Raw genomic sequence first — 25325 nt, forward strand, 5'->3', positions numbered from 1 at the left:
CCTACATCTCAGCAGCTTGCAAACTGACTTGCTTCGTGTCATTCGCCACCCACTGCTGCCCTAGTTCTTTAAAGCCAAACTTGTCATGAAACGCTTGCGAAGCGGGATTAGGTGGTTGAATATTGTATTCACAGCAGACAGTATGCACGCCCTGCGCACGTGCTACCTGAAACAAGTCTCGATATAAAAGGCTACCAATTCCTAAGCCTGAAAACTCAGCCGCAACCACGATCCTATCGACATAAATAAATGATGCAAATCGAGAAGCGAACCATTCATAATTCATATTTTGGTAAGCAGCATCTTCCCGAAAAGCCATCAAAAAAGCCGCAACCACACCGTCAACGGTGGCCACTTTATGATAAGCCGCCATCTCTGCCAAGTAGTTCAAACGTGGTAGATCCATAGCACTGGTCTGCTGCACTTCGGCTTCGTTCAAAACTAAGATTCGAGCAAAATCTTCTTCAGTCGAATCGCGAATGGAAATTTCTTTTGTCATCTTTTTTCCTGCCCCCCCTATTTATCAGCGTAAAGGTGAACAACGCAGGGCATCTTTCTCGCGTCGCGTCCAGCGACCGAGGGGAGCGGAGTTAACCACCCCGTTACAACTCATGCCATTCATACAGTGAAGTACTTAAAGATGAGAAACACGCAAGACGTAAGCATAGCAGTGAAAGTCATCACCATGCCAGTCACCCTAAAGACAAACTTTTCTTTGAGCTGACTCACACCATACGCGTGAATACTTCGACCAAGCAGCAAGCACAGGCCAAGCGCATGAATCAAAAATTTTGCGCCACCTTGAACTTCAACCAAGTAAATCAAAATCAATACGATCGGTACGTATTCTGCAAAGTTCGAGTGAACTCGCATGGCCCGTAGCATCTCATGGTTGTCACTTGCGCCGATGCCAATTTTTAGTTTCCTACGAAGACCAATGGTTCGAACACTCAGGTAAAAAAACAAAACGCCACACAACGCTGCATATATTGGGAGGATATACATTTTAAACTTAACTCCATGTTGGACTTGCGATTTTCACTAGTTGATTGAGTTTTAATGTTGCCCTGACTAGCACGCTCGTGTGCAAGTGGAACGCAAAGATTTTAAAATTTACTTTTACCGTGTTGGCTCAATTTAGCTTATTCAGTTCTCGAGACGGATTTCTCGTTCAGAAGGTAGAAGCCTCAATCGAACCGTGCCCTCTAGCTTCCACACATTGCCCTCCTTGATCGCTTCGGCAAGCAGAAAAGCTCGACCTTTGGTACCAACCACCGTAACCAAGTAATTAGCCTTGGTCAGCTTGGGACTCCCAATACTTCCAGATGCCTCGATAACACGGACAGGTTCGCCGAGCTCTGCAAGACCAACAGAGCTCCTATGGAGTTGTTCCACCGCCAGTTGAGTCAGACGTGTATCGGGCCTATTGGGCGCGGGCAATTTCGCAAAGTAGCTAGGTAACTTGATGCCAAAGACTTTATAGATATCTGGTCGATCTAGAGGCCCCATGTAAACAACATACTCCGTGCCAATGCCAGCGACAGCGCCAGCCCAAATCCCCCCCACACCAAAAAGCACAAGAGCAAACACAGATAGAATCGTTTTCATTAATGAGTCTCCTTTAATTTCTTTATAGTTTTCATCTAAGGTTCAATTAAGGTGAGGCGACAGCCGTCTCTCTCGAATTTAGGTTTAAGTGTTTGAATCATTATAAATAACATTGCCATCCGTATCGTAGACGCTGTCATAGGGCAAAATTGATTGCACAAATTCTCTAAAATTATGCGCCACCAAGAGATGATTAGCTTCATCAGACTCTACGACGATGACTGTGGGGTCTGTAGCAGACTCCCGATAATCAAGGGCGAGCCATGTATGACCGTCTCCCTCGATCAGCACTAATTCTTTAGGCAAACCCCATTCTTCGGTGAGGCTGGCGCTGTCAAATATCGAAAAGCCATAAGGGTCAGGTTCTATACCAGCAAACTTACCCACCTCATAAAATCCATCTCCAAAATAGAACTGAGTCGATTCGTTGTCACACGATGGCAACTTCACCACGCTTGAACCCTTAGTACCTGCGTATTGGATATATTCAGGTGGGAGTCTGACACCATATTCATCCTCAAACATCTTCACTCGTTCTTCTTTCGAATAGACTCGGTAGTCCTTCTCTTCGTGTAAGTCACCACAACTAGAACATACAAAATAAGCGATGCCATCAATAATATCTGGGGTTGGATAGTCGCTTCGGCAACCTATGCCCTTACATTTCATTAGATTCACCTAGCACCAAGCTTGAGGGAGGTCGACGCGAAACAGTGCGATCCCACTGGAGCTCACGATTAGGTTGATGAAAGGTGATAAATAAGACGGTGTCGGAATTTCTCATAATGTTAAACCTGCTATTAAAAGCTATGACTGTTGATCGGCACTAGTTTTTTTTGCATACCAAATTGTATGCCTGATGCGACCGGAATGAGTCTGATCACTTCGAGCGAGACATAGTTACCCTTCGCAGGCTTACTTCATGCTGCCACGCCGAAGATGGCGCCAACACCAGCGGTAAGTCCCATTGCTAATGCTCCCCAGAACGTGACGCGCGTGACAGACACAAGCACGGGAGATCCTCCTGCACGTGCAGCAATAAAACCCAACAGCGCAAGAAAAAAAAGTGAGCTTCCGGCAAGACCCCACATAAGCGCTGTAGGGGGAAAAATAAAAACCATGAGTAGAGGTAAGAGTGCGCCCGCTGCAAAAGTGCCAGCAGAGGCGAGCGCTGCCTGAATTGGTTTGGCGGCTAAGGTATCTGAGATACCTAGCTCATCTCTTGCGTGCGCGGCGAGCGCATCGTGCGCCATCAACTGCGTTGCGACGCTCGATGCCAATGTCTCATCCAGACCGCGCTTAACGTAGATAGCCATCAGTTCTGCGTGTTCCTGAACTGGATTCTCCGCAAGTTCCGCTTTTTCTCGATTCAGATCTGCACCTTCAGTGTCGGCCTGTGAGCTGACCGAGACATACTCGCCTGCTGCCATTGACATGGCTCCAGCAACCAGGCTTGCAATACCGGTGACGAGAATGACTTTGGTACTAGCACCTGTCGCTGCTATCCCCAGAACCAGACTCGCGGTCGAGACTATCCCATCATTGGCTCCCAGCACGGCCGCGCGCAGCCAGCCTGTTCTGTGAGTTCTATGTCGTTCGCTGTGTCTCATTTAGGGTCCTTGGTTGTTTATAAGCCTAACGCCGTTGGCGCGCAATCAATTTTGACCAGCCTTACGCAGCGCCTCGTAAATTGATTTCAGGCCGTTGATGGGAAACGGGGGTTCATCACCTAACTCAATTCTATCGTAGTACCCATGCAGAGTTGCTTTTTGTTCGACAGTCAGTTCGCCGTAAGTTTTGTTTATTGGAATGGCGCTACCTTGCACGGCATACTGCTTAATGATTGATCCTATACGAGGCTGATCCTCTCGGATTCCAAATTAAGGCTTTACTTTTTGACCTAGGCAGGGAAGACAAAACACAATGGCGAGCGCCGCCACACAGCGTAAAATTAGAATGCTTGCCATAGGCCTCCCAACGAATAACGCCAGGCTACCGGGATCAACGACTACATGGTTAATCCCGAGTTGAACGCCAGATAAAAAGGTTTAATCGGGCAGTGCGCAGTCATTATTTATCCAGTCATCAAAGTTGGTTGTTACCAAAGTACATCCGTCCTCAGTCATGTCTCCATGGTCAACAATGAAAACAGAACCTGTCCATTTGTCGATAGGAATAATAAAAGCTCGACCTCCACTATCATCACCGATGACCAAATGACCAGGGCAATATGCCTTGGTCTCATATATCGAATTGCGCTCAATGAGGTCATCCACAGAATAAAGCAACACACGTTCACCCAAAATTTTCTCAGGATGCTCAAGTAAAAATTTCGCATACTGTTCGGGCAAGCGAAGTCCTAGCCATTCCTCAACCTCAGCAATTTTTTCCGTTGTTTCCATCTGTTCAATTACCTTTTAAAGTTAAGTTGACTTTCTCACTAGTGCGTAGGCGTCGGACAAAAGCTTGAATCCTTTCATTTGCACACACGCTCAGAAAATTTTCGAACTCAAAGGCTAAAGTAGCTGCTTTAGGAAATCCGATAGCGACGGTGCTACAGAACGGATTGGTGCATATCCGGGTTCCTCAAGCAATACCTCACCTGTCACATTGTTTACACTAAAAAAAGATCCGACTTTCAGAAATTATGTTGAACTTCAAGACCCTGGCCTCTTGAATTAGGGGACGCACCAACATTTAAAACAACTGGGATCGTAGAATTTATCGTACGTCGTGACACAGAACAAAAGCGGGTTACGGACAAGTGCAAAGGTGAAGATTGCGATAACCAACAGCTCCATCCAGTGTGATGCGCCAACGCGATGACCGCGATAACTCATGCTTGAAGCGGGCCATTTGCCCTGCAGCGACAAGCACCCGACTTCAACGCCACATTTCCAGGTCCAGACTCAGTACTTCCCAAATGGCCACAGCTTGCGAATGATGTCCCACGGGCTACGATCGAAGCGCAACTGCGGCGCCTCCCCTTTGTTGAGTACTTCCTCCGCTGTAATGAGGTGATCGATCCGGTCGATAACCTCCTGTGCTTCGACCGACACGCTCTGCAACTTGATTTTATCGCGCAACAGTCGGTCACGCAGGATCTCCAGCGCATTACGAAATGCTGGCAGCCGAAACAGTTGATCACGCGTGATGATGGTACTGGTTATGACCAACAGTTGAAGCGCACCGTTCTTGTTCAGCACAGGCCGTACCCGTATCTTGGCCTCAACAGAAGCCGCCGCCTTGCTCACCGCGGTTTCGATAAACTGCATTACGGACTCGAACGGATCCGCTGGAGGCGTCGGGGGAACTACTGGTCTATCGGCATAAAGACGGACCGGGCGAGAGGCGGCCGACGATTTGAGAAAGGCATCGATGTTCCCCGGCAGCTTCATGAAGCGAAACGCCACAGCCGCCTCGCCGAACTCATCCTCAAGCTGATTCCATCTGGCGGGCGGCAATGCGAGGAAGGCCAAGGTCAGACCGATGGAGTCGACGCAGCAGCGTAGCTCCCCAAGATAGGGTTGAGTCAACTGGGTGTGCCAGATCAGGTCGTCTTCATGATTGAGCATGTCATCCCAGCTACAACTTTCGGGGGACCTAGTCAGCATGCGTCGTGCGAGTTCTAATTGATTATCTGATGTCATGTCGAAACGCAAGCTGAAATTGAGTTTTGGGTGGTAGTAGTTCTGCAGTTTTACAAACAACGGTCATTAGAACAAGTGATGCGCGCCGCCAGTTGCAGCAAACACGAATAGTGATCACAACCACGAAGTTACAATCGACTGACATGTCATGTGTTTGCAGGCTCATTAAAAAGCACTTTGTTTGAAAATGGGTCCGTTACCGTAAGGCACCGATCCCCCCACGACGCCAGCTCAATTGCTGGCTTATTGTACTTATATGGTCGAGACGCAAGCTCACTATAGAGGGAATCAAGGTCTTCTACATTGACAAAGACTTTGCTGCCCGGCGTGCAATCACCCGAGTGTTCGCTTAAATGGAACACTAGATTTCCTTTTGATACTTGCATATATATTGGAAAATTGGGCTCAAAGCGATGCTCCCAATCAAGCTCCATACCTAGAAAATCTAGATAGAATTCCTTTGCTTTGTCTTCATCGAAAATTCGCAGAATTGGTATTGTTTGAAATTCCATGCTCTCTTCCTGATTACGCATAACGCGGATGAGACGGGATCGCCGTCACGATTGTCAATAGAAGCGAAGTCATCATCAGCGACTCCCGCCGAAAATCATATTAAACATTGAACACATTATCATTTTCTCCGACAGAACAATTCAAAACCTCACAACCTCAGCGTTATTTGGCCTAGCATTTTCATGAAAAAGATCTCCGAGGTACTGTTCTAGTTCATTGTCTTCTATGTCTTTTGGGATGACAAAATCGGCTAGTCGCTTTTTTCCATCATTACCCAGATAGTAAACACGCCAACCATCAGCATCTTTTTCTACAAGGACAATAAGTCCAAAAACCTTAAATTTTGCTTGTCCCATAAAGTACCTGTTTAACGCATTGCAAATGGGCTGCCGCGGCGTAACGTAGGCAGTCCCGTGGAGGCCACACTGTTTGTGGCAGGAACAAAATTAGGCATCTTGCTTTGTGCCACTATTCGTATGCCAGAAGTATGTCAAAAATATCCTTTGTCAGAACGCTAAATGAGCTGTGAATAGATTCAGATAGCTTCTCAGGATCGTCAAAATCAGGTTTTGCAAGCATCACTATTTCAAAAATTGCCCACTCTGGCATTGAATTTTCGTTTACCCACTTCGCACCTTTCAATTTGTCCCAGTAAGCAATTTGGACCTCCTTTGTTTGTCCAAGCAGCCAAAGTTCAAAGTGCACTTGATGGTGATTAAGTACGATAGCTAATTTAAGTTTGTACTTTTTGAGGTAGTCATTTTGTAGATAAAAATAAGTGAAATCAATATAGCCATGCAGCACGTTTGCTACTGTGTACTCGCCGACATAAGTCTTGGAAAAATCAGTTCTAAGATTTTGAACAATACCGACCAAATTTTGGTAGGTTCTTTGTATCTCTCCGCTCGCGAAAGCTTCTTTATAAGCAGATATCCGAGCATTCAGACTTTTAACTGACATTATTCGTATCCCCTAACCTCATCTGGCACATAAGCTTTGAATTAAACGACGCGCTTCGGTACATTTAGCGCCGAAGGTGCGAAGTCGATTGAATTGTTATGTGCTCTTTTCACTTTTTTCGTAGCTCTTTTTTTACAAAAACTTCTACAGCGACAAAGGCAAATGGAACAATGGATGCCAAGAGAACACAGAGCCAAGTGACTACCGACCATGATTGCTTATGTGAGGCCAAAAGTGAAAGTACGAAATACAAAAAAATAATCCACCGTGCGCCATGCCAATTGTGAATACAAGTTCTCTGCCTATCAGTCCAAGTGATACGCACAATATAAGAAGGTATGAGCAACCTTCTAACAGGCTGGCAACTCTAAAAATCTTTAGCATCTAAACGTTTTCCTATTTGTTGGTGGAAGCATATAACATTAAATTGTGGTGAGCCGCGAGACGTAGCTTGAAGCTAAGGAAATTAACTTCACGGCTTCATCCTCGACAGTCCAGTGAGGCATTCGCAAGACTAATCATTGAATTGAAAAAAGAGGTGAAAAATTCGATTCCAAGGAGGAACACCTTCACTTCGTTCAATCGGCTCAAATCCATCAGGTGCCAGTTTTCCAAAGAAATCAGGTGATTCAATTGCATATGGAGTCTTTGCCATAGCTGCTCTTATACGAGCCTGCATTAAGGTTGATTGTATCTGATTAAAATTCAATAGATCTGGGATGTCTAGCGCACCATAACCTCTGGACACGCAAGCTCCATTTGGACCCAATGTCTCGCTCCAAGACGAATTCCCTAAAGCTGCAACTGGAGTGAAATAATGAAAGTAAAGGAGCAAACAAGGGTAGTTGGTACAAACTTCTTCTTTAGTCTGTACATACCGAGTTAAATCAGCAAGTGCGTAGACATAAACTGGGACATAATTATTATATGTGTGGTCACCAACAAAAGCTCTAAGATCTAAATGCTGGTTAATGGCTGCAACAAATGTCATGACTGCTGCGTGGCAATCTTCTTCTCCAAACGAGCTGATCGGTTCCCAATTGGAAAGAAGTCTTAAGGTCGAGTCGTCGAACATTCAGATTCCTAACGAAAAATTGAAGGGTTCGCCGCCAAGGTTGTAAATAAAAACGAAAGCATCATTGGCGACTCCCAGTTGAAAGTTTTGTTAGACCTGACTAGCACTGACAACCTCCTTTAGAGACTGAAGAAATGCCAATCGTGACACTATGATATTCGAAAAAGGCATACAAACTCTGTCGAACACTGGTTGAAGTTCTTTTTCAGATGCGGACAACCCTTTCTCAAGAATTAGGAGCATCGATTTTTTTGAAATTGCATTAAGCGCCTCAAATTCGGAAAGGACTGCCAATTTGAATGCTTCTTTCTTTTGGTCTTGGTCGTCGAGATCAAAAGCCGATAGCCGATCAAATAGGTCGTCGTCCAAGTATTCAATATCAAAGTATTTAAGCCACGAAATTAGCGCTTCATGATCGCTTTTTTGTCTCCGCATCAATGATTCCGAGTGAGGTCTAACGCAACGGTGAACGGATGGCCGCCCACAAATTTATAAAACACTGAGCCGCATCGCGGCCAGTCCGATCGATTGTCTTGTTATAGCTCTTACTGCAACCTAAACTTTCTTTGCCATTGTATGAATTCATCTTCATTTGGGGTATTGAAAAGAGCTTCGTAGTAGTGCACCCGATCAGCCATTCCGACGGATTCAATATGGCAAAAGAAATCAATATTTTGGGCTGGTATTCCGTGAATATGACAAAATTCTTCATTTGTAAATTTTCCATAATAGCTATTTACCAGCTCAATCGATTTTTCATGAGTATGGGCGTGATCTGCTTTTAAGTGACTGACAATACGTTCAAATAACCAAATTTCATCTTCATCATAGTCTTGTGAAATCTCTAGTTTCATAAGGGAGTCCACATATTCATTGAGCTGTAACGCTGAATTGTACGGCGCACGCGCCAGAAGCGGAAGCGCGGAGAATTGCTGAATCGCGCGCCCGTTAAGAATGTTAAGTTATATGAAAAGTATCTCAACAAATCCCCATCTGCATTCCAGGAAAAATCCCGAATAACGCCCACATAATTAAGTCTAGGAAATAAGAAAAAAGCGTTCCCAATAAGCTGGCAAAAACCAAAATCGGCTTACGTTCAAAAAGTTTATAGCAAAGCCCTAAAACAAAGAACCAAATAATATATCTGACTGGAAATAGAGTTAAAAGCATTTCAAAGTCGGAAGGATCTCGCTCCCCAACAAGAGCGGAAAACGCCATCAAGAAAAGGAACCCTCCGACGAATCCGCTCGCCACTTTGATAAACGCAAATTTTAACGGTGGAAATTTCTGTTCTAGCTTTTTATTAACCGCCGACCCGAAGTAATAACAACCTCCCACCTTAATGGCTGTGTATGTTGCTGCTGCAAAAAAACTTGGAATCATTGGCATTTAGCGAACACTCCATGAGATATAACGCAGAGCTAAGGGGCAGACACAAGCGGCGCATAAAATGCGAAGCATGCGCCGCTTGTGTCTGTCCAGTGACGAACCAACGACCTTAAGCGACTTGTTATATAGCGCACTCATTAATTACCTCTTGTAAAAAGTTATGCGCTTGGAAAAAACAATTGCCACAGAATAAAGAAAGCGCCGCCTAAAATAAGGCCGCCCACACCTATAACTACAAGTGCACCCTTGCGAAATTTCTCAGATGCCTCTCCGAGCAAATATTCATCAGAATCTCCCATAGTCATGGCTAAAAGAAAAAATGGAACAACCGCAACTGTAACGACCCATTTCGGCGAACCGAATTCCACGGCAGCCCAAGGCGGAATTGTTAGTAGCAGTAACCAGATATACTTGCGCATTTTTTCCTTTCAGAATAATTGGTACGCGGTTAATTATTTCGGGCCTTATAACGTTGAATTGAAATGCGCGAACGCAAATCTGTAAAATTTAAATTTGTGCGAATTGTCGCGTCATTTTCGAATGCGAAGTTAGAACTCATAAATTGCTCCCGTCAAGTTTGAGTCCGCAATTTAAACATTTTCTTGAGAAGCTGTTATATACGTGGGGCGAAAAAAAGCCAGTGCCGTAGCGTTTGAAGTGAAATTTCTTGCCACACCTCGGACAAAGATATGAGTGAATAAAGAAACTAAGAAAGAACCCAACAAAAGCCCAGAAAAAAAATAGCTGGTAAATTGGCAGAACCGCTTGCTTGAAGTCAGACGGTAGCACCAAAAAGCTAGCGGCAAAGAGAAAAATTACAAGCCATGGGAAATGGCAAACAAACCTCAGCGTGCGCAAAGAGCTTAGCTTTTTTTGGATCTCTACTGGGGTCTTTGGTGTGTCCGACATATTGAGTTCTAACGTGTGAGCTAAGCCGCGCCGGAGCGCAGCGGAGGGAAGCCAAAAGCGTAGCTTTTGGCCGTCGGCTTGAGTGATGGGATGGACTCCTCCGCCTTTTTGCGCGATATTAAGCGCACTGGTTCACATTGGGTATGGGGATCAGATTTCAACGTAAGGAGTCCACTATGAATACTACTACTGTGGCCGTTGATTTGGCCAAATCTGTGTTTCAACTTGCTGTCGCCGATACGCAATGGCGTGTGATCGAACAACACCGTCTGACCCGCGCACAATTTGAGCGATGGTTTATCAATCGCAATGTCTCTCTGGTCATTATGGAAGCTTGTGGCTCGGCTCATCATTGGGCGCGTTCTTTAAATGCTCTTGGTATAGAAGTTAAATTACTTCCCGCAGCATACATCAGAGCTTATGTAAAACGCAATAAAACAGATGCGGCCGATGCTTGTGCATTATTGGAAGCTGCACGTTGCGCCGACATTCGCCCCGTTAAGATTAAGTCGATTGAACAACAGGCTTTGCAGGGCTTGCACCGCACTCGCTCATTGTGGATGGGAACACGCACCTCGCGCATCAATGCATTACGCGGTTTTTGTCGTGAGTTTGGTATTTCCGTTGCGACTGAAAGTCGCAACGGCATAGAACAGATCTCACGCGTTCTGGCCGACCCAAACACTTCCGTTCCTCAATTGATTCGAGGCACCATGAAATTATTGATTGAAGAAATTCGTTTGCTCGAAGCGCGAGTCGCCCAATTGGAAAAAGAATTAACCCAACTCGCTAAGCAAAGCGCGGCTTGCACGACCTTGCTTTCGATTCCTGGTATTGGCTTGTTGACGGCAACCGCGATGGTCGCTGCCACGAGTGGAAGCGTTGCGCACTTTAACGATGCACGCCATTTCGCAAGTTGGTTCGGTTTAACGCCGAAAGAATATTCTTCTGGCAGCACGCGATACTTGGGACATATTTCGAAACGTGGTGACCGCTACCTTCGCATGCTATTGACGCACGGCGCGCGTTCCGTTTTACGAGCGGCTAGCGTCAGTTTTAGTGCAGGTCGTCATTTAGATGAATTGCGAAGCTGGGCGTTGAAAGTTCAAGGCAGAACGAACCACAACAAAGCTGCCTGCGCACTTGCTAACAAACTGGCGCGCATTTGCTACGCAACCCTGCGTGATGGTGAAGACTATGGTGTTGAACACAAACTGAATAAAAAGTTGGAAAGGACTTCGTATGCAATGCCAGCTTAAACACATGACTTGATATTTGAGAAACTGATTTCCCACCAGCCTTTGCGTAGAGATTAATCACCCATCATGGCACAACGGAACGCAACCAGATCATTGAACGCCGATAACACGTCTGGCAGCTTCACGCCTGCCGCTCGTAACGAGTGGCGCAATGATCACGCAGATTCCATGTCGGCACGGAACACTATAGATTCCACATCAGATGCCGGATATACGACTGCAGGCTTATTCCTCGCGCCAGAACTATTGATTAATTTCTTGTACTTTGGGGGGAGTCCATATACGACGGGTTAGGCATCAATGGCAATCGCTTGGTTAATAAGCTGAGCGTAGCGAACTTCCAGCAGCTCAAGTAAAGACGCTTGATCGTAATAGGCCCTGTCTTCTGCAGTAAATGAACGCTCGGCGGCAAGGGCAGGATAGTCGTTTAGCGACTTGACCCGCGAGACCGGGTGGTCCTGAACCTGATGCCAACATTCAGTTAGCAGGTGTGCGTGAGAAGCTGCGCCGATACTCTCAAGCGCCTGGATTGTTGCTGGAACGGCAAGAGTACCTTGGTTGTGAAAATACTGAAGATGTCCACCGTTGTTAACTTCGGCGTCGTATATGTACGAAAGCCAGAAATCGCGGAACGCCGGAAGTTGTTGTGCCTCAGGGCGTTCCGCGAGGTAGAAAACTAAGGCCCATAGTCGGGCGCTTGGGTCTGCGTCCAATTCAGATGCGGAGATGGTGGCGATGGGTTCCATGATGCCTAACGCAGAGGTGCCGGGATCGCCGCCACCAGAAAATTAATAAAGAGAGAAATCGTTATGGGCGATTCCCTGCCGACCGTCTTGTTAAACATCCTTTTTCTCCACGCCAATCAACGCTAAAAATGTTGGGAAGTCTTTCGCAATAAGATCCACGCTCTCGGCAAGGTTAATGTTGGTCATATCAATCGCAACAATTGGCCAAGGTTCCGACGATCGAAGATCAAAAGCGATGAAATCGCCACCACCACTTCCACCAAACACAAAGAAGCCTGGAAAGAACTCTTCATAGATCTTCTCAACTTTGTTATTTGTGGCATCTTCGGCTGAATCAAGACAGAGATTAAACGGCGAAATTGGAAGACTTCCTTCACCGCCATTACTATATTCAAGCAGCTCAAAATATTCGACTGGTAGATTAACGCCGGCCACTACACGAAGCGATTGCAACGCATCATTCGAGGCTCCAGGATTTCTAAACCATGTACGATCTGGTGAAAACATATGGATGTTTAACGCAGAGGTGATCGGAACGCGACCACAAGTTGTAAAAAGAATGATGTATTCATTCGCGATTCCGATCGACCGTCCTGTTATGCACAAGGACTTCCCTTACGTAACTGCTCATTTTTTCGAATTCGAGAATATTCATAGTTCAATGATATTAATTGATCTGCTAGATGCCCATCATACGAATCTATTATTGCTCGCGCAAAAGTCGGCGAAAAATCATTGGGATCAAGCGCCTTCGACATTTGGTGAATTTCATTTAAAAGCTGGGTGGTCATTGCATCGGAGAATGTCTCGTTGCTTGAACTTTTCAACGCAGCGATAGCCGATTCACAAAGTCCAAAAACGTATTGTTGCCGTTCATTCATATCGTGCATAACGCCGAGTTCAGCGGCAGTTTTTAAGTTGTGGTTTTATGGAATAATTTTGCGCAGCAAAACCATAAAACCGCGACTTAAAAACTGTCCAGTGCGCGAAGCGCACGAGCTGCAACGACTTGTTATGCATTTACTCTATTGGTAAAAGGCAGCAAGATACCTAAGAAGCCCTATAACCAAATTCAATTTCCTGTTCGTGACAATAAAACATAATACCTTTTGATTCACTGTGCAGTATTACTGCATCGTCTCTTGAAGGTACAAATATTCTGTGCCAATTTAAAAGAAACTGATCTGTTGGTAAAACAATTACCTCTTCTTCACCAAATACGATATGTACTTTTCCTGTTGATTCCAGATGTGAAATTACCCAATTCTCCGCAACCGAATAGCTTTCAATTTCAAGCCTTTCAATTTCATTAACTGTAGCTTCACTTAAGCCGTACCTATTGCTACTGCTAAATTGTAATGCATATTCATAGGTGTTTTTCGCGTGTTCTTTAGAGAGCCAGCGAGCATCAAGATTCAATTCTTCAATTTCAGATATTCTATAATTCATAATTCTGCATAACGCCGAAATGAGCGGATGGCCGCGCAGAAATTAAAAAAGAACGCAGCCGCTTCACGGCCAGTCCGATCGATTGTCCTGTTAGGCTGGCGTGTAATGGCATATTGTTGCACTGTCTACTCTGGATCTGAGAGTGTTTTTTTATTTTGGGACGATAATAATTTGAATTCGACTGTCAGTTTTACCTCTGCATTAGAACCAAACATTTCAACTGCTAAGGCTTCTGCGGCTAGTGTCAATATTGCGTCTTGGTCCTGCCCAAGTTCCTGTGGTATTTGTATTTCTGTGACATGGAACGTGATGTTAACGCTTTGATCTGGCATCTTGATGAAGGTCTTTGCTGATGCGCCGCCTCCACCGCAATGTATTCTTATCTTGATTCCGTTGTATACAAAGTCGTACATTTCCGGAATCTCAAAACAGCCGCCACCAAGCCCTATAAGTATTATGCTCTTCTGTTGGTTCACTATCCATGTCGACAACCTGAGCAATTGGGGTATATCGAATTCATTGCCACACCAGTCCCTAAATTCCAACTTTTCAATTAAAGGAATGTCGGCTTCGGTTATCTTTTCGCGATGCAGATTCGATTCACCATCAGGTTTCAATTCAACGAAGACTTTCTTAATTATTGATTTTGCGCCTTCATACGCCTGAGTATTTTGAATGGGTTTGTTAGTCACAGTTTTTCGGATTGGCTTATTTGCGATCTTGCTGATTTGCGATTTGCGACGCTTTAGGAACGATGGCAAATACAGCAAACCAATTACCGCAATCGCTATCATCGTGGATTTATACATGGCCTAACGCAGAGTTCAGCGGCAGTTTTTAAGTTGTGGTTTTATGGAATACTTTTGCGCAGCAAAACCATAAAACCGCGACTTAAAACTGTCCAGTGCAGCGAAGCGGAACGGTGCTGCAACGACTTGTTAAGCATTGCAATTTGGTTTTACTGCCACATGAATTGCAACGATACCAAAAGAAAGGCGTTCAAAGCTAATTTCTTCAAAACCAATCTCAGCTAATTCAGAACACAATTCTTCAGCAGTTGGAAATGCCTCGACACCCTGCAGCAGATATCTATATGCAGATGCATCACCATTTGTAGCAAGCCAACCAATAAGCGGCATAACAATAGCCATATATTTCAGGTATAACCTATGAACTAGCTTTATGGGAATATTTGAAGCTTCGAGAACCACAAGCCTTCCAGAGGGCTTCAACACTCTAAATGCTTCTTTCAACGCCGAAGTGCGCTCACATATTTTCAGGCCTAACGACATTGAAAATAGTTCAATTGACTCACTCCCAATTTCAGGCATTGAACATGCATCTATAAGTCTAATTTCAACATTGGATGTATTTGTTTTAGATATTCTCAGTTTTGCAATTTCCAACATTTTCTCACTAATGTCAGAAACTATAATTCTTTTGTTTGAACTAATATCGGCTTTTCTAATAACACGAAGCGCGATATCGCCTGTACCAGATGCGGTATCCAAAAACGTAGACCATTGCGCATCTGCAATTATAGAAGCAACTCGCGACTTCCAGACTCTATGGATACCAAAACTAAAAAGATCACAAAGCAAATCATACTTTGATGCTATACGACCAAAGACGTCGTCTTTTTTTGTTTTAAAACCTGCGGCATTTTCCAGCACAAATTATTCCTTGATTAGTGAGACTGCTTAACTTTAATTTAATTTGACAAAAATGCATATTAACTTGTCGAGCAAAAAAACACAATTTGTTCGAAACCTCTTGAAATGCGCATGAAACCTCGCTATATTTGGTTATACTGAGCATATATACAGTATAACCAAATGGACAAAAACATCACTTCAGAGACAGTCGCAAAACCCCGGTTATTAGACCAGGTGCGTGAGCGCATGCGCTATAAGCATTACAGCTTATCTACAGAAAAAGTGTACGTTTATTGGATTCGTTTCTTTATTCGCTGGTCTGGGCTACGACACCCGCTAGAAATGGGAGTAAGGGTAGTTGAAAGCTTTCTAACTATGTTGGCAACGGAGCGACATGTATCACCGTCTACACACAAACAAGCACTCTGCGCGATCCTATTTTTATACAAAGAAGTTTTACAGATAGAACTGCCTTGGATGGGGCAGATAGGCAGACCAAAAACACAGCAGCGACTTCCGGTTGTATTCACTAAATTAGAAGTTCAAAGTATCTTACAAGAACTTAATCGTACCCACATTGAATATGGCCTATTCGCGAGTCTTTTGTACGGCACTGGCATGAGAATTATGGAGGCCGCTCGCTTGCGTATTAAAGATATTGATTTTGATCATTCGGCGATCATCATTCGAGAGGCAAAAGGTGCAAAAGAGCGCGTAATCATGCTACCCGACAGCTTACGGACGTCGATGCAGAGTCAAATTCAACAAAGTAGAAGAATTTGGCGTGCCGATCTGGATGCACATATGAGTGGCGTTGAGATGCCTTTTGCCATCGATAAAAAGTATCCACAAGCAGGACACAGTTTGGCTTGGTTTTGGGTTTTTCCGCAAGCAACTTATTCCACCGATCCTCGCAGCCGCATCGTACGACGGCATCATCTTTACACGCAAACCTTTCGGCGCGCATTTACGACCGCATTGAAGCAACTTAACTTACATAAACCTGCGACGCCACACACCTTGCGTCATAGTTTTGCTACTCACCTACTACAAAACGGTTGTGACATCCGAACGGTTCAAGACTTGTTAGGGCACAGTGATGTGAGTACAACGATGATTTACACCCATGTTCTAAAAATTACCGCAGGTGTGCGCAGCCCACTCGATCACTTGTAATTAAATCTCTTGTTACAGCGACCACGAACAGATATCACCCCGATTTGCTATTTTTTATGCGCCAAACGCCTAGCCTATCGAGGCTAAGCCCCTGATTTTTAAAATAAAACCGCTATTTTCAACTTTCTTCCTTGAAAAAGCCCTACCCCGCCCATATAATTAGCACTCAGCGAGAGAGAGTGCTAACAATTCGACTAGCATTTACTTTTAGCAACATATTCCCTTGTGGAATTGAGGGCTTGAAAGTGGCTTGTGTTGCTCCCATGTAGTGGGCTGCAGAGCACAAAGCGCAAAACACGCGAGCTCACATTTTTGCATTTTGTTTACTTTGGTAATTTTACTTTTGTAATTTTTTTAGGAGTTAGTATGAATCTTCGTCCCCTGCACGATCGCATTATCGTTAAACGTTTGGATCAAGAAACAAAAACAGCATCCGGTATCGTTTTGCCTGACGCAGCAGCAGAGAAACCAGATCAAGGTGAAGTACTGGCTGTCGGTAACGGCAAAGTATTGGAAAACGGCACAGTGCGCGCTTTAGAAGTTAAAGTCGGCGACCGCGTGTTGTTCGGTAAATATTCTGGTCAAGCTGTCAAAGTTGACGGCAATGAAGTGTTGGTTATGCGTGAAGAAGACGTCTTCGCTATCGTTCAAAAATAATTGAACCGCAACCCATTCACTTTTACATTTATTTTGGAGAAATTCTATTATGGCAGCTAAGCAAGTAGTATTTGGCGATGACGCACGTGCAAAAATCGTTAACGGTGTTAACGTTTTGGCTAACGCAGTTAAAGTAACTTTGGGCCCTAAAGGTCGTAACGTAGTTTTGGAGCGTTCATACGGCGCGCCTACCGTGACTAAAGACGGTGTGTCTGTCGCTAAAGAAATCGAACTGAAAGATCGCCTCGAAAACATGGGCGCACAGTTGGTGAAAGAAGTTGCTTCCCGCACTTCTGACAACGCTGGTGACGGTACAACTACTGCGACAGTATTGGCACAAGCTATCGTTCGCGAAGGCTTTAAATATGTTGCTGCTGGTTTCAATCCAACGGATTTGAAGCGCGGTATCGACAAGGCAGTTGTGGCTTTGGTAGCGGAAGTTAAAAACATCGCTCGCCCAACAACAACAAATAAAGAAATCGCTCAAGTTGGTTCTATCTCTGCAAACTCCGATCAAAACATCGGCGACATCATTGCTAAAGCAATGGACAAAGTCGGCAAAGAGGGCGTGATCACTGTTGAAGATGGTAAATCTTTGGAAAACGAATTGGATATCGTCGAAGGTATGCAATTTGACCGTGGCTACTTGTCACCGTACTTCATCAACAATCCAGAAAAACAAGCTGTGATTTTGGATAACCCATTTGTTTTGTTGTACGACAAAAAAGTATCTAACATCCGTGATTTGCTCCCGGTATTGGAACAGGTTGCAAAATCTGGTCGTCCTTTGTTGATCATCGCAGAAGATGTCGATGGCGAAGCGTTGGCAACTTTGGTGGTGAACAACATCCGTGGCATCTTGAAAACTGCTGCTGTTAAGGCGCCAGGTTTTGGTGATCGTCGTAAAGCGATGTTGGAAGATATCGCGATTTTGACTGGCGGCCAAGTGATTGCAGAAGAAGTTGGTTTGACTTTGGAAAAAGCAACTTTGGATCAATTGGGTCAAGCTAAGCGTATCGAAATCAGCAAAGAAAACACCATCATCATCGACGGTGCAGGTCCTGCTGTCGGTATCGAAAGCCGCGTAAAACAAATCCGCGCTCAAATCGAAGAAGCGACTTCTGACTACGATAAAGAAAAATTGCAAGAACGCGTTGCCAAGTTGGCTGGCGGTGTTGCAGTGATCAAAGTTGGTGCAGCGACTGAAGTTGAAATGAAAGAGAAAAAAGCACGCGTTGAAGACGCATTGCACGCAACCCGTGCAGCGGTTGAAGAAGGCGTTGTTCCTGGCGGTGGCGTTGCATTGCTCCGCGCACGTGCAGCAGCTGGCGTAATCAAAGGCGACAATCCAGATCAAGACGCAGGTATCAAATTAGTCTTGAAAGCAATCGAAGCACCATTGCGTGAAATCGTTGCAAACGCGGGTGGCGAAGCAAGTGTAGTGATCAATGCTGTTGTGAACGGCACTGGCAACTACGGCTTCAATGCAGCAAACGATACCTACGGCGACATGATCGAAATGGGTATTCTCGATCCAGCTAAAGTAACACGCTCTGCATTGCAAAACGCAGCATCTGTTGCTGGCTTGATTTTGACAACTGATGCTTTGGTTGCTGAATTGCCAGAAGACAAACCAGCGGGTGGTGGCGGCCATGATATGGGCGGCATGGGCGGCATGGGTGGTATGGGCGGCATGATGTAATCATGAAGTAAATGCGGTAACCGAACCAGAGCCTAGCGTTCTAAGTTCTCTGTTTCAAAGAAAGCCTCGTTATTTCGGTAACGAGGCTTTTTTGTTTTGTAGCGCGCATCCAAGTTTGCGTCGAATTATGCGCCTACAACTTCCCTTTAATACCCGAACTAATCGCCGTCAAATCATTCCCGTTTGCATCCTCTGCCTGATGTAGTCTGACGCAGAAGCGTGATTTAGATAAAATTAATTTAGTAACGTTTGAGCGTGCTGCCACCTCGACCCACTTGCCCGGTTCGCGCACAATTTTGCCATCAGCAAGGCGTGTTTGGAATACACAGTCCAGCGTACCCATCGCCACCGAAAATTTCTCACTTTTAGTTAATTTGGCAGAATTCGAACGCACGTCTTGTGCTGCTTGCTGAGCGGGTGTCAGTGTCTCTTCGGCGACGGATTTGGGCACCTGTAATTGATAGCGATTCGCGATACTAGCTAAGGTCGTCAAGTCTTTACCTGAATCAGAACCAGTTAATGGAGCACTTGCTAATTCGTTTTTACTTCCTTTTTCCACCGAAACCTGTTCGCTGACTTTGGCATCGACCGTCTTAGTGGGCTTATTGAGTGAGGTTTGTAACTCTCGCGGTTTGAGCGCTTTCTTGTTCGAAGCCGCAGACTTGGCGGGTGGCGCCGGATCAGGTGTCGCTAAGCGATTAATCGGTACGATAGTCATTACAGAGTTTGAGAACCTAGTATTCGTCCCGAGGTTTGGCCGACTCAAAAAGACGATGACCAAGCAATGACACAATACGATCAAGCACCAAAGAATCAAACGCGTCGAACGAAAAGAGCTTACTAAAGTTGTGTTAGTCATCTGAGGCAATGTTTTTTAATGCAAAAAAAGTAAGCGGCATAATAACCCACTTAACTTGACAACACTACAACTGCCCTAGATACTTCAAGCACAATGCAAATCTGGAGGCTATCTTGGCAATTCAACAGCTGAACGAGACACAGATACAAACTTGGACTCGCCATCAAAAAGATCAGTGGTGGTTGGAGAAGGTATTTCGAGGAGATATGGCCCAATTGAGCTGGCGCTCGGGCTTATCGGGTTTTTTACTGGGTGGCATCTTATCTGCTACCGCAATGTACATCGGTGCCAAGACCGGCATTTCTATCGGCGTCAATCTGATCTCGGTGATTTTAGCATTTGGTATTTTCAAAGCACTGGAGAGCGCGGGTCTTTCCAAAGACTTCACCATCTTAGAAAACAACTGTACACAATCAATAGCGACTTCGGCGGGTTATATGACTATGCCTCTGGTGGCTTGCCTGCCGGCTTACATGATGATCACTGAGATTATTCCTAGTTGGTGGCAGATGCTGATTTGGATGGTGGTTATCGCAATTCTCGGCGTATTGTTGGCCTTTCCACTTAAACGCCGTTTTATCAATGAAGAACAACTACCCTTCCCCGAAGGCAATGCCTGTGGCGTGGTACTCGATACCTTGTATAACGGCGATGCTGGAAGCGGCATTTTTAAAGCAAAATTGCTGGCTAAAGTCTGCCTGTGGGCTGCGGCCTTACAAGTGATTGTGAGCGATGGCTGGATGAAACTGCTGCAATTTAAACTCTTGCGACTGGATCAGTGGGCAGGTTTGAGTGAACCTTGGTATTTGAAAGAAAGGCTGGATACTTATTACTATCTAGCGGCGGTCAAATATGACTTGTGGATACCCAAAATCTTAGGTGTTGATTTTCGTACCCTAGGCTTACGCTTTACCCTCGACGCTGCCATGCTGGGCGTTGGTGCCTTGATGGGCATACGGGTTGCGACCAGTTGCCTGATCGGTACGGTACTGAATTTTGCCATCCTCGGGCCCATCATGATTAGTCGTGGTGACATCGCTCAGCGCATGGGACTCGACGGTAAATTAGTACCGCTGTCACGCATAGAAATCGTAAATCAGTGGTCCTTGTGGTGGGGTATCGTGATCATGGTGGTGGCGGCTTTGATCAGCTTGTTTGCCAAGCCAGAAATCTTTAAGGGTCTGTCGCGACTGTTCAAAAAAGAACCCGATACGGATCAAGGCAAAGATGTACTTGCGCATATCGAAGTGCCATTATGGATTTCTTACCTCGGTGTCCCTGTCTTTAGTTTATTAGGGGTGTGGGCAACCCATACTTTCTTTGGTGTGCCTTGGTTGTTTGCCTTTATTTCTTTAGCTCTCGTGTATCTGCTGACCGTGATCTGCATTAATTCTATGGCCTTAACTTCTTGGATACCGACCAGTGGTTTATCCAAGATCACCCAGTTCTCTATGGGCGCGCTGGATCGCAGCAATCCTGCTACAAATCTCATTCCCGCTGGGATGTCAGCTGAAGTCGCCTCTAGCGCTGCTAGTCTGTTATCCGATATTAAGCCCGGCTATATGCTGGGTGCCAAACCTCGGCATCAAGTGTTGGGACATTTGATCGGTATTTTTTCTGGCACGCTGGCTTGCATTCCTGTGTACTTTTTACTGTTCTTACCGCCAGACGCCAATGGTGTACGCAATACTGCCACCATCGTGACGGATCAGTTTGCTTTTCCCGCTGCGATGCAATGGAAAGGCGTCGCTGAATTGATCGGGCATGGTTTCAATAACCTGTCCCATAGCGCGATTATCTCCATCGTGGTCGCCGCCATCGCTGCTGTTCTAATTGAAACCGCCACGATCATCAGCAAAGGAAAATTTCCTATTTCTGCCGTCTCGATTGGCTTAGGCGTGGTACTACCGCCAGAAGCCGTACTCGCCATGTGGATAGGCGCGTTTGTATTTTGGTTGATGGACAGTAAACATAAGCACAGTCCAAAAGATAGTAAGGGCTATAAGGTATGGATCGATGGCATGCAGGCGGTTGCGGCTGGATTACTGGCAGGCTCGGCCTTGATAGGGATAGGAAATGCGATGATTAATGTGCTGATGTAGCTGTGATCTCACTTAGTTACGCTAAGCTTAGTTGAGCTTAGTTGCAACTATTTACGTTTATCGCGCAACAAATTATTTACGCCAAACTCAATCTGCATCTGATTAAACGCATCGAAAGAATGCAACAAGGCTTCAAATTTTGACGCATCACTTTCTAACTGCATCAAGGCATAAGTACAGGCTTCTAAAGTAGATAACTGGTCGTCGGCATACGCATGTCGGATTTGATAGCGCGAAGCTGGCACCTCACGCAATGCATAGCGCGGCAGGCGTTGCAGCAAAGGATTTTTTAAGAGCATTTGACGACTGTGACGCCAACTTGCATCGATGACGACTAGACGTATAGCATTACTTTCTTGCTTCAAAAATTTAGATACCGTGGGCAAACCAGTCGTCTCTGGATACAACAAGACACTTTGCTTTTCATCTCGTTCTAATGTTTGTTTAAGCTCGGCTTCGTCAAATACTTCAGCAATCATGATGGCGCTATTAGGAAGGCAAAGATGTAGCAAGCGGGCGCTGCCTTTGACATGCTTAGTCTCGGCAGGATGCTGCAAAATGAGTACTTCGGTTTGACTTTGGACCTGATGGACACAAGCGCAGATACAAGCTAGGCTAGCGCGCAAACATCGTGGGCAAATTTGCCGTTTCGGTCGTTCCATCACGCTCCCACCACTACTTGAGCAAGTCTCGAAGCGCCGAAGTCAAATCAGCAAATTCAAATTTAAAACCACGCTCGGACAAAGCTTGCGGTACGACTTTTTGACCCGATAAAAGCAAATCAGAACGTTCACCGAGAACCAACTTTAACATGGTCGCCGGGGCAAAAAAGACAGCCGGTCTGTGCACCGTACTAGCCAAAGTCTGGGTAAATTGCGCATTCGTCACAGGCTGCGGCGCGGTCAAATTAAATGCACCTTTTGCGGTTTGGTCGTCTAACAAAGTTAAGACGGCGCGCAAGTAATCTTGCCTGTGTATCCAACTCATCCATTGCCGGCCATTGCCCAAGCGACTGCCCAGCGCCATACGAAATGGCAATAACATCTTCTTTAAAAGCCCGCCCTTTTCATCCATGACTAAGCCTGTACGTAGCAATACCACACGTACGCCTGTGTCTTGCGCCACTAATGCGGCCTGCTCCCAAGCAGCACATAATTGCGCAGAGAAGTCATGACCTGAGGCGTCATCCTCAGTCAGGCTTTGTTCTTCATGCATACCGTAGTAACCGATCGCCGAGCCACTCAGTAAAACTTGAGGCTGGTGTGTTGCCAGTTTGATTTTTTGCACCAAAGTCGTGGTCAATGCCACCCGGCTATCGAGTAACATTTGTTTGCGTTGCGCAGTCCATCGGGCATCAACGATAGGCTCGCCTGCCAGATTGATCACCGCGTCAAATTCTATGTTCGGGGTATATTCATCGAGGCTCTGTATCGATTTTACCGAGGCGCCACACAAAGCTGCGACCTGCTGTGGGCGACGGCTCAATACGGTAACTCGATCACCGCGTGCGGTCAAAGCGGCACAAAGGCGACGGCCGATTAATCCCGTGCCACCCGTCATCAAAATACGCATATTTTCTCGCTTAACTGTAGGATCAAAACGAAGGCGGGAGATCTTCCAAAATACGAAGGCGATCTCCAAAACTCCAAACTCGTTGAATTTCTATCACATCATACTTCGCCGCCAGCGTTGGAGGGAAAACAGAAAACGGTGCATTTGCCATGATGATGTTACGGGCTTTCTCATCGATTGCACGATTACCACTGGTGCGCATGATAGTTACATCTTCTATCGAGCCATCACTGCGTATCACCATGTTAATCAAAACATTGTGTTCGATATCGCTGAGTGAACGTTTTTCATAAATCAAATTACCGTTACGTTCCATCTTTTGCTTCAAGCTATCAACATACATACGCAGCGGCACTTCTTTATCGTAAGCCCCTAAGAAGCTGCGTCGGCGTGAACGACTATCGTCGGGCAATTTGCCATTCGAGGGCGTTGCGGGAGCTGACTTAAACAAATCTCCGCTACGCGCCTGTTCGCGCAAACGGCTGGCGAGATCGCCCTTGCCTAAGCTCGACGCTAAGTTAGCATTCCCTGCGGCATTATTGCCACCACCCTTACCCTGTCCTGTGCTATCAGTATTCCCTTTACCCGCAGCCAAACGTGCCGCATTGGCGGCAGCAGTGGCCGCCGCAGCCTCACGTTCTGCGTTGGCACGTGCGGTCGCCTCAGCTAATGCCTTTTGCTCTGCCAACTTTTGTTCCGCTGCTCTTTGTTCTGCTTGTTTTTGTTCTGCCAGCTTCTGTTCCGCTATTTTTTGATCAGCTAATTTTTGCTGAGCGATCTTTTGTTCGTTAGCACGCTGTTCTGCTAGTTTTTGTTCTAAGACCTTTTGTTCGGCAAGACGCTGTTCCTGTAGTTTTTGCTCAATCTGGGCGGCAAGTTTTTGCGCCTCTAACTCTTCAGCTCTCTTGCGCTCCGCAATTTCTAAAGCACGCTTTTTCTCAGATTCTTCTTGCTGCTTCTGACGCAATTGCGCCTGAGCCAGGGCTTCTTGTTTTTGTTGCTCTTGTTCTTGCGCCAATTGACGCAAACGTTTTTGTTCTGCCTGTCGTCTTTGCTCTTCTTGCTTTAACGTTTCTTGCGTCAATAACTCCTGGCGCTTCGTTTCACGCAACATCTCTTCGATCGCTCGCTCACGTTCTCGTTGCACCGTTTCTTGAGCCAATCTCTCTTGCGCCATTTTTTCTTGTGTGGCTTTTTGCTGCGCTATTTGCTGCGCGAGCTGCTCTTCTTGTTGGCGCAATTTTTCTTTTGCCGCTTGCGCTAATTTTTTCTGTTGAAGATCTGCCTCACGTTTCTGTTCCTGCAGCACTTTTTCCTGCTCTATTTTTTTCAGCTCATCCTGACGTTTTTGCTCGGCGAGCAAATCAGGGTCAGCATTCTTATCGATGATGGCATCCTCTGGAATTGCTTCCGCTTTCTGCTTATTCTCTTTCTTGTCTTCCGCACGACGTTGCAATTCTTCTTCGCTAGTCAAAGGCACAACAAAATCATCGTTCTTAACTTGATCTTGGGCAATGATGCGAGTTGGGGATTCGGCCGGTGGCAATACCCGCTTCACAGTCCGCGGCGGTGGGGTAGCGGCTGGTGCTTTTGTCTTACTTGGCTTGGTGATTTTTTTGACAGCGACAGGTTCAACTTTAGCCAAAGGCGCGACCAGCTGAATCCCACTGTGTGGCGGCTCACTGGCTTTCGGTATGGGCGCAGGCAATACTGGCGTTGGTAGTTTAAATAATTCTGGTGTGGTAACAGATGGGGTAGGCTTCACAGGCAACGCTTGCGGTGCAGGATTCGCGATCTCGATTTGCAAAGGCTCAATAGCCGTGCGACGTTCTTTCCACGGCGCCTCCAAACTGGGCAAATCTAAACCTGGGATACCAAATTGCAAAGACAATATGATCGCATGCAGTAACAATGAGACCAAAATGCCGCCAATTAAACGACGATTTGCCAAAGCGGTATCGCTCATTTCTTCGGGTTCTTCAGGAATCGTCTCAAAACGCATGCAAATTGATAATCATAAGAAACAATGAATCCTCATTATCCC

31 protein-coding genes and 1 pseudogene are annotated in these 25325 nt (G+C 45.7%); 6 read left to right on the top strand and 26 right to left on the bottom strand.

What is annotated here, in order from left to right; translation table 11 throughout:
* Position 1: 1 nt before the first annotated feature.
* The 17 genes and pseudogenes from ACO0KZ_RS16140 to ACO0KZ_RS16220 all read right to left on the bottom strand — a co-directional run bounded on the left by ACO0KZ_RS16140 (position 2) and on the right by ACO0KZ_RS16220 (position 9614).
* On the bottom strand, positions 2-499 hold the full coding sequence (locus ACO0KZ_RS16140; RefSeq protein ID WP_422997039.1) for a GNAT family N-acetyltransferase: 498 nt from the start codon (positions 497-499) through the stop codon (positions 2-4).
* Between the two features lie 119 nt (positions 500-618).
* The gene (locus tag ACO0KZ_RS16145; protein WP_422997041.1) at positions 619-1005 is read right to left on the bottom strand and encodes an MAPEG family protein; all 387 of its coding nucleotides are present in this window, start codon (positions 1003-1005) and stop codon (positions 619-621) included.
* A 141-nt stretch (positions 1006-1146) separates the two neighbouring features.
* Positions 1147-1608: a hypothetical protein gene (locus ACO0KZ_RS16150; RefSeq protein ID WP_422997043.1), complete on the bottom strand. Its 462-nt coding sequence runs from the start codon at positions 1606-1608 to the stop codon at positions 1147-1149.
* An 84-nt stretch (positions 1609-1692) separates the two neighbouring features.
* Positions 1693-2277, bottom strand: coding sequence for an SMI1/KNR4 family protein (locus ACO0KZ_RS16155; protein WP_422997045.1), 585 nt, complete (start codon positions 2275-2277; stop codon positions 1693-1695).
* A 251-nt stretch (positions 2278-2528) separates the two neighbouring features.
* Complete coding sequence (locus ACO0KZ_RS16160) at positions 2529-3218, bottom strand: VIT1/CCC1 transporter family protein (RefSeq protein ID WP_422997047.1); 690 nt, start codon at positions 3216-3218, stop codon at positions 2529-2531.
* A 45-nt stretch (positions 3219-3263) separates the two neighbouring features.
* The gene (locus ACO0KZ_RS16165) at positions 3264-3434 is read right to left on the bottom strand and encodes a hypothetical protein (protein WP_422997049.1); all 171 of its coding nucleotides are present in this window, start codon (positions 3432-3434) and stop codon (positions 3264-3266) included.
* A 222-nt stretch (positions 3435-3656) separates the two neighbouring features.
* Positions 3657-4010 carry an SMI1/KNR4 family protein gene (locus ACO0KZ_RS16170; RefSeq protein WP_422997051.1) on the bottom strand — a complete coding sequence of 118 codons (354 nt, stop codon included), beginning with the start codon at positions 4008-4010 and terminating at the stop codon, positions 3657-3659.
* Between the two features lie 114 nt (positions 4011-4124).
* Positions 4125-4250, bottom strand: a complete 126-nt coding sequence (locus ACO0KZ_RS16175) for a SecY-interacting protein Syd (protein ID WP_422997238.1) — start codon at positions 4248-4250, stop codon at positions 4125-4127.
* 267 nt (positions 4251-4517) lie between these two features.
* Positions 4518-5183: a hypothetical protein gene (locus tag ACO0KZ_RS16180; RefSeq protein WP_422997053.1), complete on the bottom strand. Its 666-nt coding sequence runs from the start codon at positions 5181-5183 to the stop codon at positions 4518-4520.
* 221 nt (positions 5184-5404) lie between these two features.
* The gene (locus ACO0KZ_RS16185; protein ID WP_422997055.1) at positions 5405-5770 is read right to left on the bottom strand and encodes a glyoxalase superfamily protein; all 366 of its coding nucleotides are present in this window, start codon (positions 5768-5770) and stop codon (positions 5405-5407) included.
* Positions 5771-5911: 141 nt separating this feature from the next.
* Entirely contained in the window at positions 5912-6127 is a 216-nt protein-coding gene (locus ACO0KZ_RS16190) for a DUF7661 family protein (protein WP_422997057.1), read from the bottom strand.
* Positions 6128-6239: 112 nt separating this feature from the next.
* Positions 6240-6731, bottom strand: a complete 492-nt coding sequence (locus ACO0KZ_RS16195) for a DUF7000 family protein (RefSeq protein WP_422997059.1) — start codon at positions 6729-6731, stop codon at positions 6240-6242.
* A 109-nt stretch (positions 6732-6840) separates the two neighbouring features.
* Positions 6841-7115: pseudogene (locus ACO0KZ_RS16200) on the bottom strand (DUF3817 domain-containing protein).
* A gap of 130 nt (positions 7116-7245) precedes the next feature.
* Positions 7246-7806 (bottom strand): hypothetical protein, encoded by a 561-nt coding sequence (locus tag ACO0KZ_RS16205; protein WP_422997061.1) that lies wholly within the window; start codon positions 7804-7806, stop codon positions 7246-7248.
* Between the two features lie 545 nt (positions 7807-8351).
* Positions 8352-8660 carry a hypothetical protein gene (locus ACO0KZ_RS16210; protein ID WP_422997063.1) on the bottom strand — a complete coding sequence of 103 codons (309 nt, stop codon included), beginning with the start codon at positions 8658-8660 and terminating at the stop codon, positions 8352-8354.
* 124 nt (positions 8661-8784) lie between these two features.
* Positions 8785-9195: a hypothetical protein gene (locus ACO0KZ_RS16215; protein ID WP_422997065.1), complete on the bottom strand. Its 411-nt coding sequence runs from the start codon at positions 9193-9195 to the stop codon at positions 8785-8787.
* A 158-nt stretch (positions 9196-9353) separates the two neighbouring features.
* Positions 9354-9614: a hypothetical protein gene (locus tag ACO0KZ_RS16220; RefSeq protein WP_422997067.1), complete on the bottom strand. Its 261-nt coding sequence runs from the start codon at positions 9612-9614 to the stop codon at positions 9354-9356.
* A gap of 666 nt (positions 9615-10280) precedes the next feature.
* On the opposite strand from ACO0KZ_RS16220, the gene ACO0KZ_RS16225 reads away from it, so the two are divergent.
* Both ACO0KZ_RS16225 and ACO0KZ_RS16230 read left to right on the top strand, forming a co-directional pair.
* Positions 10281-11363 carry an IS110 family transposase gene (locus tag ACO0KZ_RS16225; RefSeq protein ID WP_422997069.1) on the top strand — a complete coding sequence of 361 codons (1083 nt, stop codon included), beginning with the start codon at positions 10281-10283 and terminating at the stop codon, positions 11361-11363.
* 66 nt (positions 11364-11429) lie between these two features.
* A complete protein-coding gene (locus ACO0KZ_RS16230; protein WP_422997071.1) occupies positions 11430-11657 on the top strand; it encodes a hypothetical protein in 228 nt (75 codons plus the stop codon).
* Here ACO0KZ_RS16230 and ACO0KZ_RS16235 read toward each other — a convergent pair.
* From ACO0KZ_RS16235 to ACO0KZ_RS16255, 5 genes are all read right to left on the bottom strand, one after another.
* The gene (locus ACO0KZ_RS16235) at positions 11654-12109 is read right to left on the bottom strand and encodes a DMP19 family protein (RefSeq protein WP_422997073.1); all 456 of its coding nucleotides are present in this window, start codon (positions 12107-12109) and stop codon (positions 11654-11656) included. The genes ACO0KZ_RS16230 and ACO0KZ_RS16235 overlap by 4 nt on opposite strands.
* A gap of 90 nt (positions 12110-12199) precedes the next feature.
* Positions 12200-12616 carry an SMI1/KNR4 family protein gene (locus tag ACO0KZ_RS16240; RefSeq protein ID WP_422997075.1) on the bottom strand — a complete coding sequence of 139 codons (417 nt, stop codon included), beginning with the start codon at positions 12614-12616 and terminating at the stop codon, positions 12200-12202.
* A gap of 543 nt (positions 12617-13159) precedes the next feature.
* Positions 13160-13558: a hypothetical protein gene (locus ACO0KZ_RS16245; protein WP_422997077.1), complete on the bottom strand. Its 399-nt coding sequence runs from the start codon at positions 13556-13558 to the stop codon at positions 13160-13162.
* Positions 13559-13683: 125 nt separating this feature from the next.
* Positions 13684-14352 (bottom strand): hypothetical protein, encoded by a 669-nt coding sequence (locus ACO0KZ_RS16250; RefSeq protein ID WP_422997079.1) that lies wholly within the window; start codon positions 14350-14352, stop codon positions 13684-13686.
* 144 nt (positions 14353-14496) lie between these two features.
* On the bottom strand, positions 14497-15231 hold the full coding sequence (locus ACO0KZ_RS16255; protein ID WP_422997081.1) for a ubiquinone/menaquinone biosynthesis methyltransferase: 735 nt from the start codon (positions 15229-15231) through the stop codon (positions 14497-14499).
* Positions 15232-15393: 162 nt separating this feature from the next.
* Here ACO0KZ_RS16255 and ACO0KZ_RS16260 point away from each other — a divergent pair, with 162 nt between their 5' ends.
* The 3 genes from ACO0KZ_RS16260 (at position 15394) to groL (ending at position 18748) form a co-directional block, all read left to right on the top strand.
* Positions 15394-16389: an integron integrase gene (locus ACO0KZ_RS16260; RefSeq protein WP_422997083.1), complete on the top strand. Its 996-nt coding sequence runs from the start codon at positions 15394-15396 to the stop codon at positions 16387-16389.
* Between the two features lie 366 nt (positions 16390-16755).
* Positions 16756-17046, top strand: a complete 291-nt coding sequence (gene groES, locus ACO0KZ_RS16265; RefSeq protein WP_186889009.1) for a co-chaperone GroES — start codon at positions 16756-16758, stop codon at positions 17044-17046.
* A 49-nt stretch (positions 17047-17095) separates the two neighbouring features.
* Complete coding sequence (gene groL, locus ACO0KZ_RS16270) at positions 17096-18748, top strand: chaperonin GroEL (RefSeq protein WP_422997085.1); 1653 nt, start codon at positions 17096-17098, stop codon at positions 18746-18748.
* Between the two features lie 133 nt (positions 18749-18881).
* Here the strand turns inward: groL and ACO0KZ_RS16275 are convergent, their stop codons facing one another.
* A complete protein-coding gene (locus tag ACO0KZ_RS16275) occupies positions 18882-19466 on the bottom strand; it encodes a hypothetical protein (protein WP_422997087.1) in 585 nt (194 codons plus the stop codon).
* Between the two features lie 254 nt (positions 19467-19720).
* Here ACO0KZ_RS16275 and ACO0KZ_RS16280 point away from each other — a divergent pair, with 254 nt between their 5' ends.
* Positions 19721-21709: an OPT family oligopeptide transporter gene (locus tag ACO0KZ_RS16280; RefSeq protein ID WP_422997089.1), complete on the top strand. Its 1989-nt coding sequence runs from the start codon at positions 19721-19723 to the stop codon at positions 21707-21709.
* A 47-nt stretch (positions 21710-21756) separates the two neighbouring features.
* Here the strand turns inward: ACO0KZ_RS16280 and ACO0KZ_RS16285 are convergent, their stop codons facing one another.
* From ACO0KZ_RS16285 to ACO0KZ_RS16295, 3 genes are read right to left on the bottom strand one after another with little or no spacing between them, the layout of a single operon-like run.
* Positions 21757-22371 carry a tRNA-uridine aminocarboxypropyltransferase gene (locus tag ACO0KZ_RS16285; RefSeq protein WP_422997091.1) on the bottom strand — a complete coding sequence of 205 codons (615 nt, stop codon included), beginning with the start codon at positions 22369-22371 and terminating at the stop codon, positions 21757-21759.
* A 13-nt stretch (positions 22372-22384) separates the two neighbouring features.
* Positions 22385-23281, bottom strand: a complete 897-nt coding sequence (locus ACO0KZ_RS16290) for a TIGR01777 family oxidoreductase (protein ID WP_422997093.1) — start codon at positions 23279-23281, stop codon at positions 22385-22387.
* Between the two features lie 22 nt (positions 23282-23303).
* Positions 23304-25283, bottom strand: a complete 1980-nt coding sequence (locus ACO0KZ_RS16295; protein ID WP_422997095.1) for a TonB C-terminal domain-containing protein — start codon at positions 25281-25283, stop codon at positions 23304-23306.
* Positions 25284-25325: the final 42 nt, after the last annotated feature.

Source organism: Undibacterium sp. Di24W (assembly GCF_049340325.1).
In the GTDB taxonomy this organism is placed as follows: Bacteria; Pseudomonadota; Gammaproteobacteria; order Burkholderiales; family Burkholderiaceae_D; genus Undibacterium.

Coding starts and splice junctions, on each gene's coding strand:
- ACO0KZ_RS16140 (WP_422997039.1), bottom strand. CDS start 499: ATGACAAAAGAAATTTCCATTCGCGATTCGACTGAAGAAGATTTTGCT.
- ACO0KZ_RS16145 (WP_422997041.1), bottom strand. CDS start 1,005: ATGTATATCCTCCCAATATATGCAGCGTTGTGTGGCGTTTTGTTTTTT.
- ACO0KZ_RS16150 (WP_422997043.1), bottom strand. CDS start 1,608: ATGAAAACGATTCTATCTGTGTTTGCTCTTGTGCTTTTTGGTGTGGGG.
- ACO0KZ_RS16155 (WP_422997045.1), bottom strand. CDS start 2,277: ATGAAATGTAAGGGCATAGGTTGCCGAAGCGACTATCCAACCCCAGAT.
- ACO0KZ_RS16160 (WP_422997047.1), bottom strand. CDS start 3,218: ATGAGACACAGCGAACGACATAGAACTCACAGAACAGGCTGGCTGCGC.
- ACO0KZ_RS16170 (WP_422997051.1), bottom strand. CDS start 4,010: ATGGAAACAACGGAAAAAATTGCTGAGGTTGAGGAATGGCTAGGACTT.
- ACO0KZ_RS16180 (WP_422997053.1), bottom strand. CDS start 5,183: ATGCTCAATCATGAAGACGACCTGATCTGGCACACCCAGTTGACTCAA.
- ACO0KZ_RS16185 (WP_422997055.1), bottom strand. CDS start 5,770: ATGGAATTTCAAACAATACCAATTCTGCGAATTTTCGATGAAGACAAA.
- ACO0KZ_RS16190 (WP_422997057.1), bottom strand. CDS start 6,127: ATGGGACAAGCAAAATTTAAGGTTTTTGGACTTATTGTCCTTGTAGAA.
- ACO0KZ_RS16195 (WP_422997059.1), bottom strand. CDS start 6,731: ATGTCAGTTAAAAGTCTGAATGCTCGGATATCTGCTTATAAAGAAGCT.
- ACO0KZ_RS16205 (WP_422997061.1), bottom strand. CDS start 7,806: ATGTTCGACGACTCGACCTTAAGACTTCTTTCCAATTGGGAACCGATC.
- ACO0KZ_RS16210 (WP_422997063.1), bottom strand. CDS start 8,660: ATGAAACTAGAGATTTCACAAGACTATGATGAAGATGAAATTTGGTTA.
- ACO0KZ_RS16215 (WP_422997065.1), bottom strand. CDS start 9,195: ATGCCAATGATTCCAAGTTTTTTTGCAGCAGCAACATACACAGCCATT.
- ACO0KZ_RS16220 (WP_422997067.1), bottom strand. CDS start 9,614: ATGCGCAAGTATATCTGGTTACTGCTACTAACAATTCCGCCTTGGGCT.
- ACO0KZ_RS16225 (WP_422997069.1), top strand. CDS start 10,281: ATGAATACTACTACTGTGGCCGTTGATTTGGCCAAATCTGTGTTTCAA.
- ACO0KZ_RS16230 (WP_422997071.1), top strand. CDS start 11,430: ATGGCACAACGGAACGCAACCAGATCATTGAACGCCGATAACACGTCT.
- ACO0KZ_RS16235 (WP_422997073.1), bottom strand. CDS start 12,109: ATGGAACCCATCGCCACCATCTCCGCATCTGAATTGGACGCAGACCCA.
- ACO0KZ_RS16240 (WP_422997075.1), bottom strand. CDS start 12,616: ATGTTTTCACCAGATCGTACATGGTTTAGAAATCCTGGAGCCTCGAAT.
- ACO0KZ_RS16245 (WP_422997077.1), bottom strand. CDS start 13,558: ATGAATTATAGAATATCTGAAATTGAAGAATTGAATCTTGATGCTCGC.
- ACO0KZ_RS16250 (WP_422997079.1), bottom strand. CDS start 14,352: ATGATAGCGATTGCGGTAATTGGTTTGCTGTATTTGCCATCGTTCCTA.
- ACO0KZ_RS16260 (WP_422997083.1), top strand. CDS start 15,394: ATGGACAAAAACATCACTTCAGAGACAGTCGCAAAACCCCGGTTATTA.
- groES (WP_186889009.1), top strand. CDS start 16,756: ATGAATCTTCGTCCCCTGCACGATCGCATTATCGTTAAACGTTTGGAT.
- groL (WP_422997085.1), top strand. CDS start 17,096: ATGGCAGCTAAGCAAGTAGTATTTGGCGATGACGCACGTGCAAAAATC.
- ACO0KZ_RS16275 (WP_422997087.1), bottom strand. CDS start 19,466: ATGACTATCGTACCGATTAATCGCTTAGCGACACCTGATCCGGCGCCA.
- ACO0KZ_RS16285 (WP_422997091.1), bottom strand. CDS start 22,371: ATGGAACGACCGAAACGGCAAATTTGCCCACGATGTTTGCGCGCTAGC.
- ACO0KZ_RS16290 (WP_422997093.1), bottom strand. CDS start 23,281: ATGCGTATTTTGATGACGGGTGGCACGGGATTAATCGGCCGTCGCCTT.
- ACO0KZ_RS16295 (WP_422997095.1), bottom strand. CDS start 25,283: ATGCGTTTTGAGACGATTCCTGAAGAACCCGAAGAAATGAGCGATACC.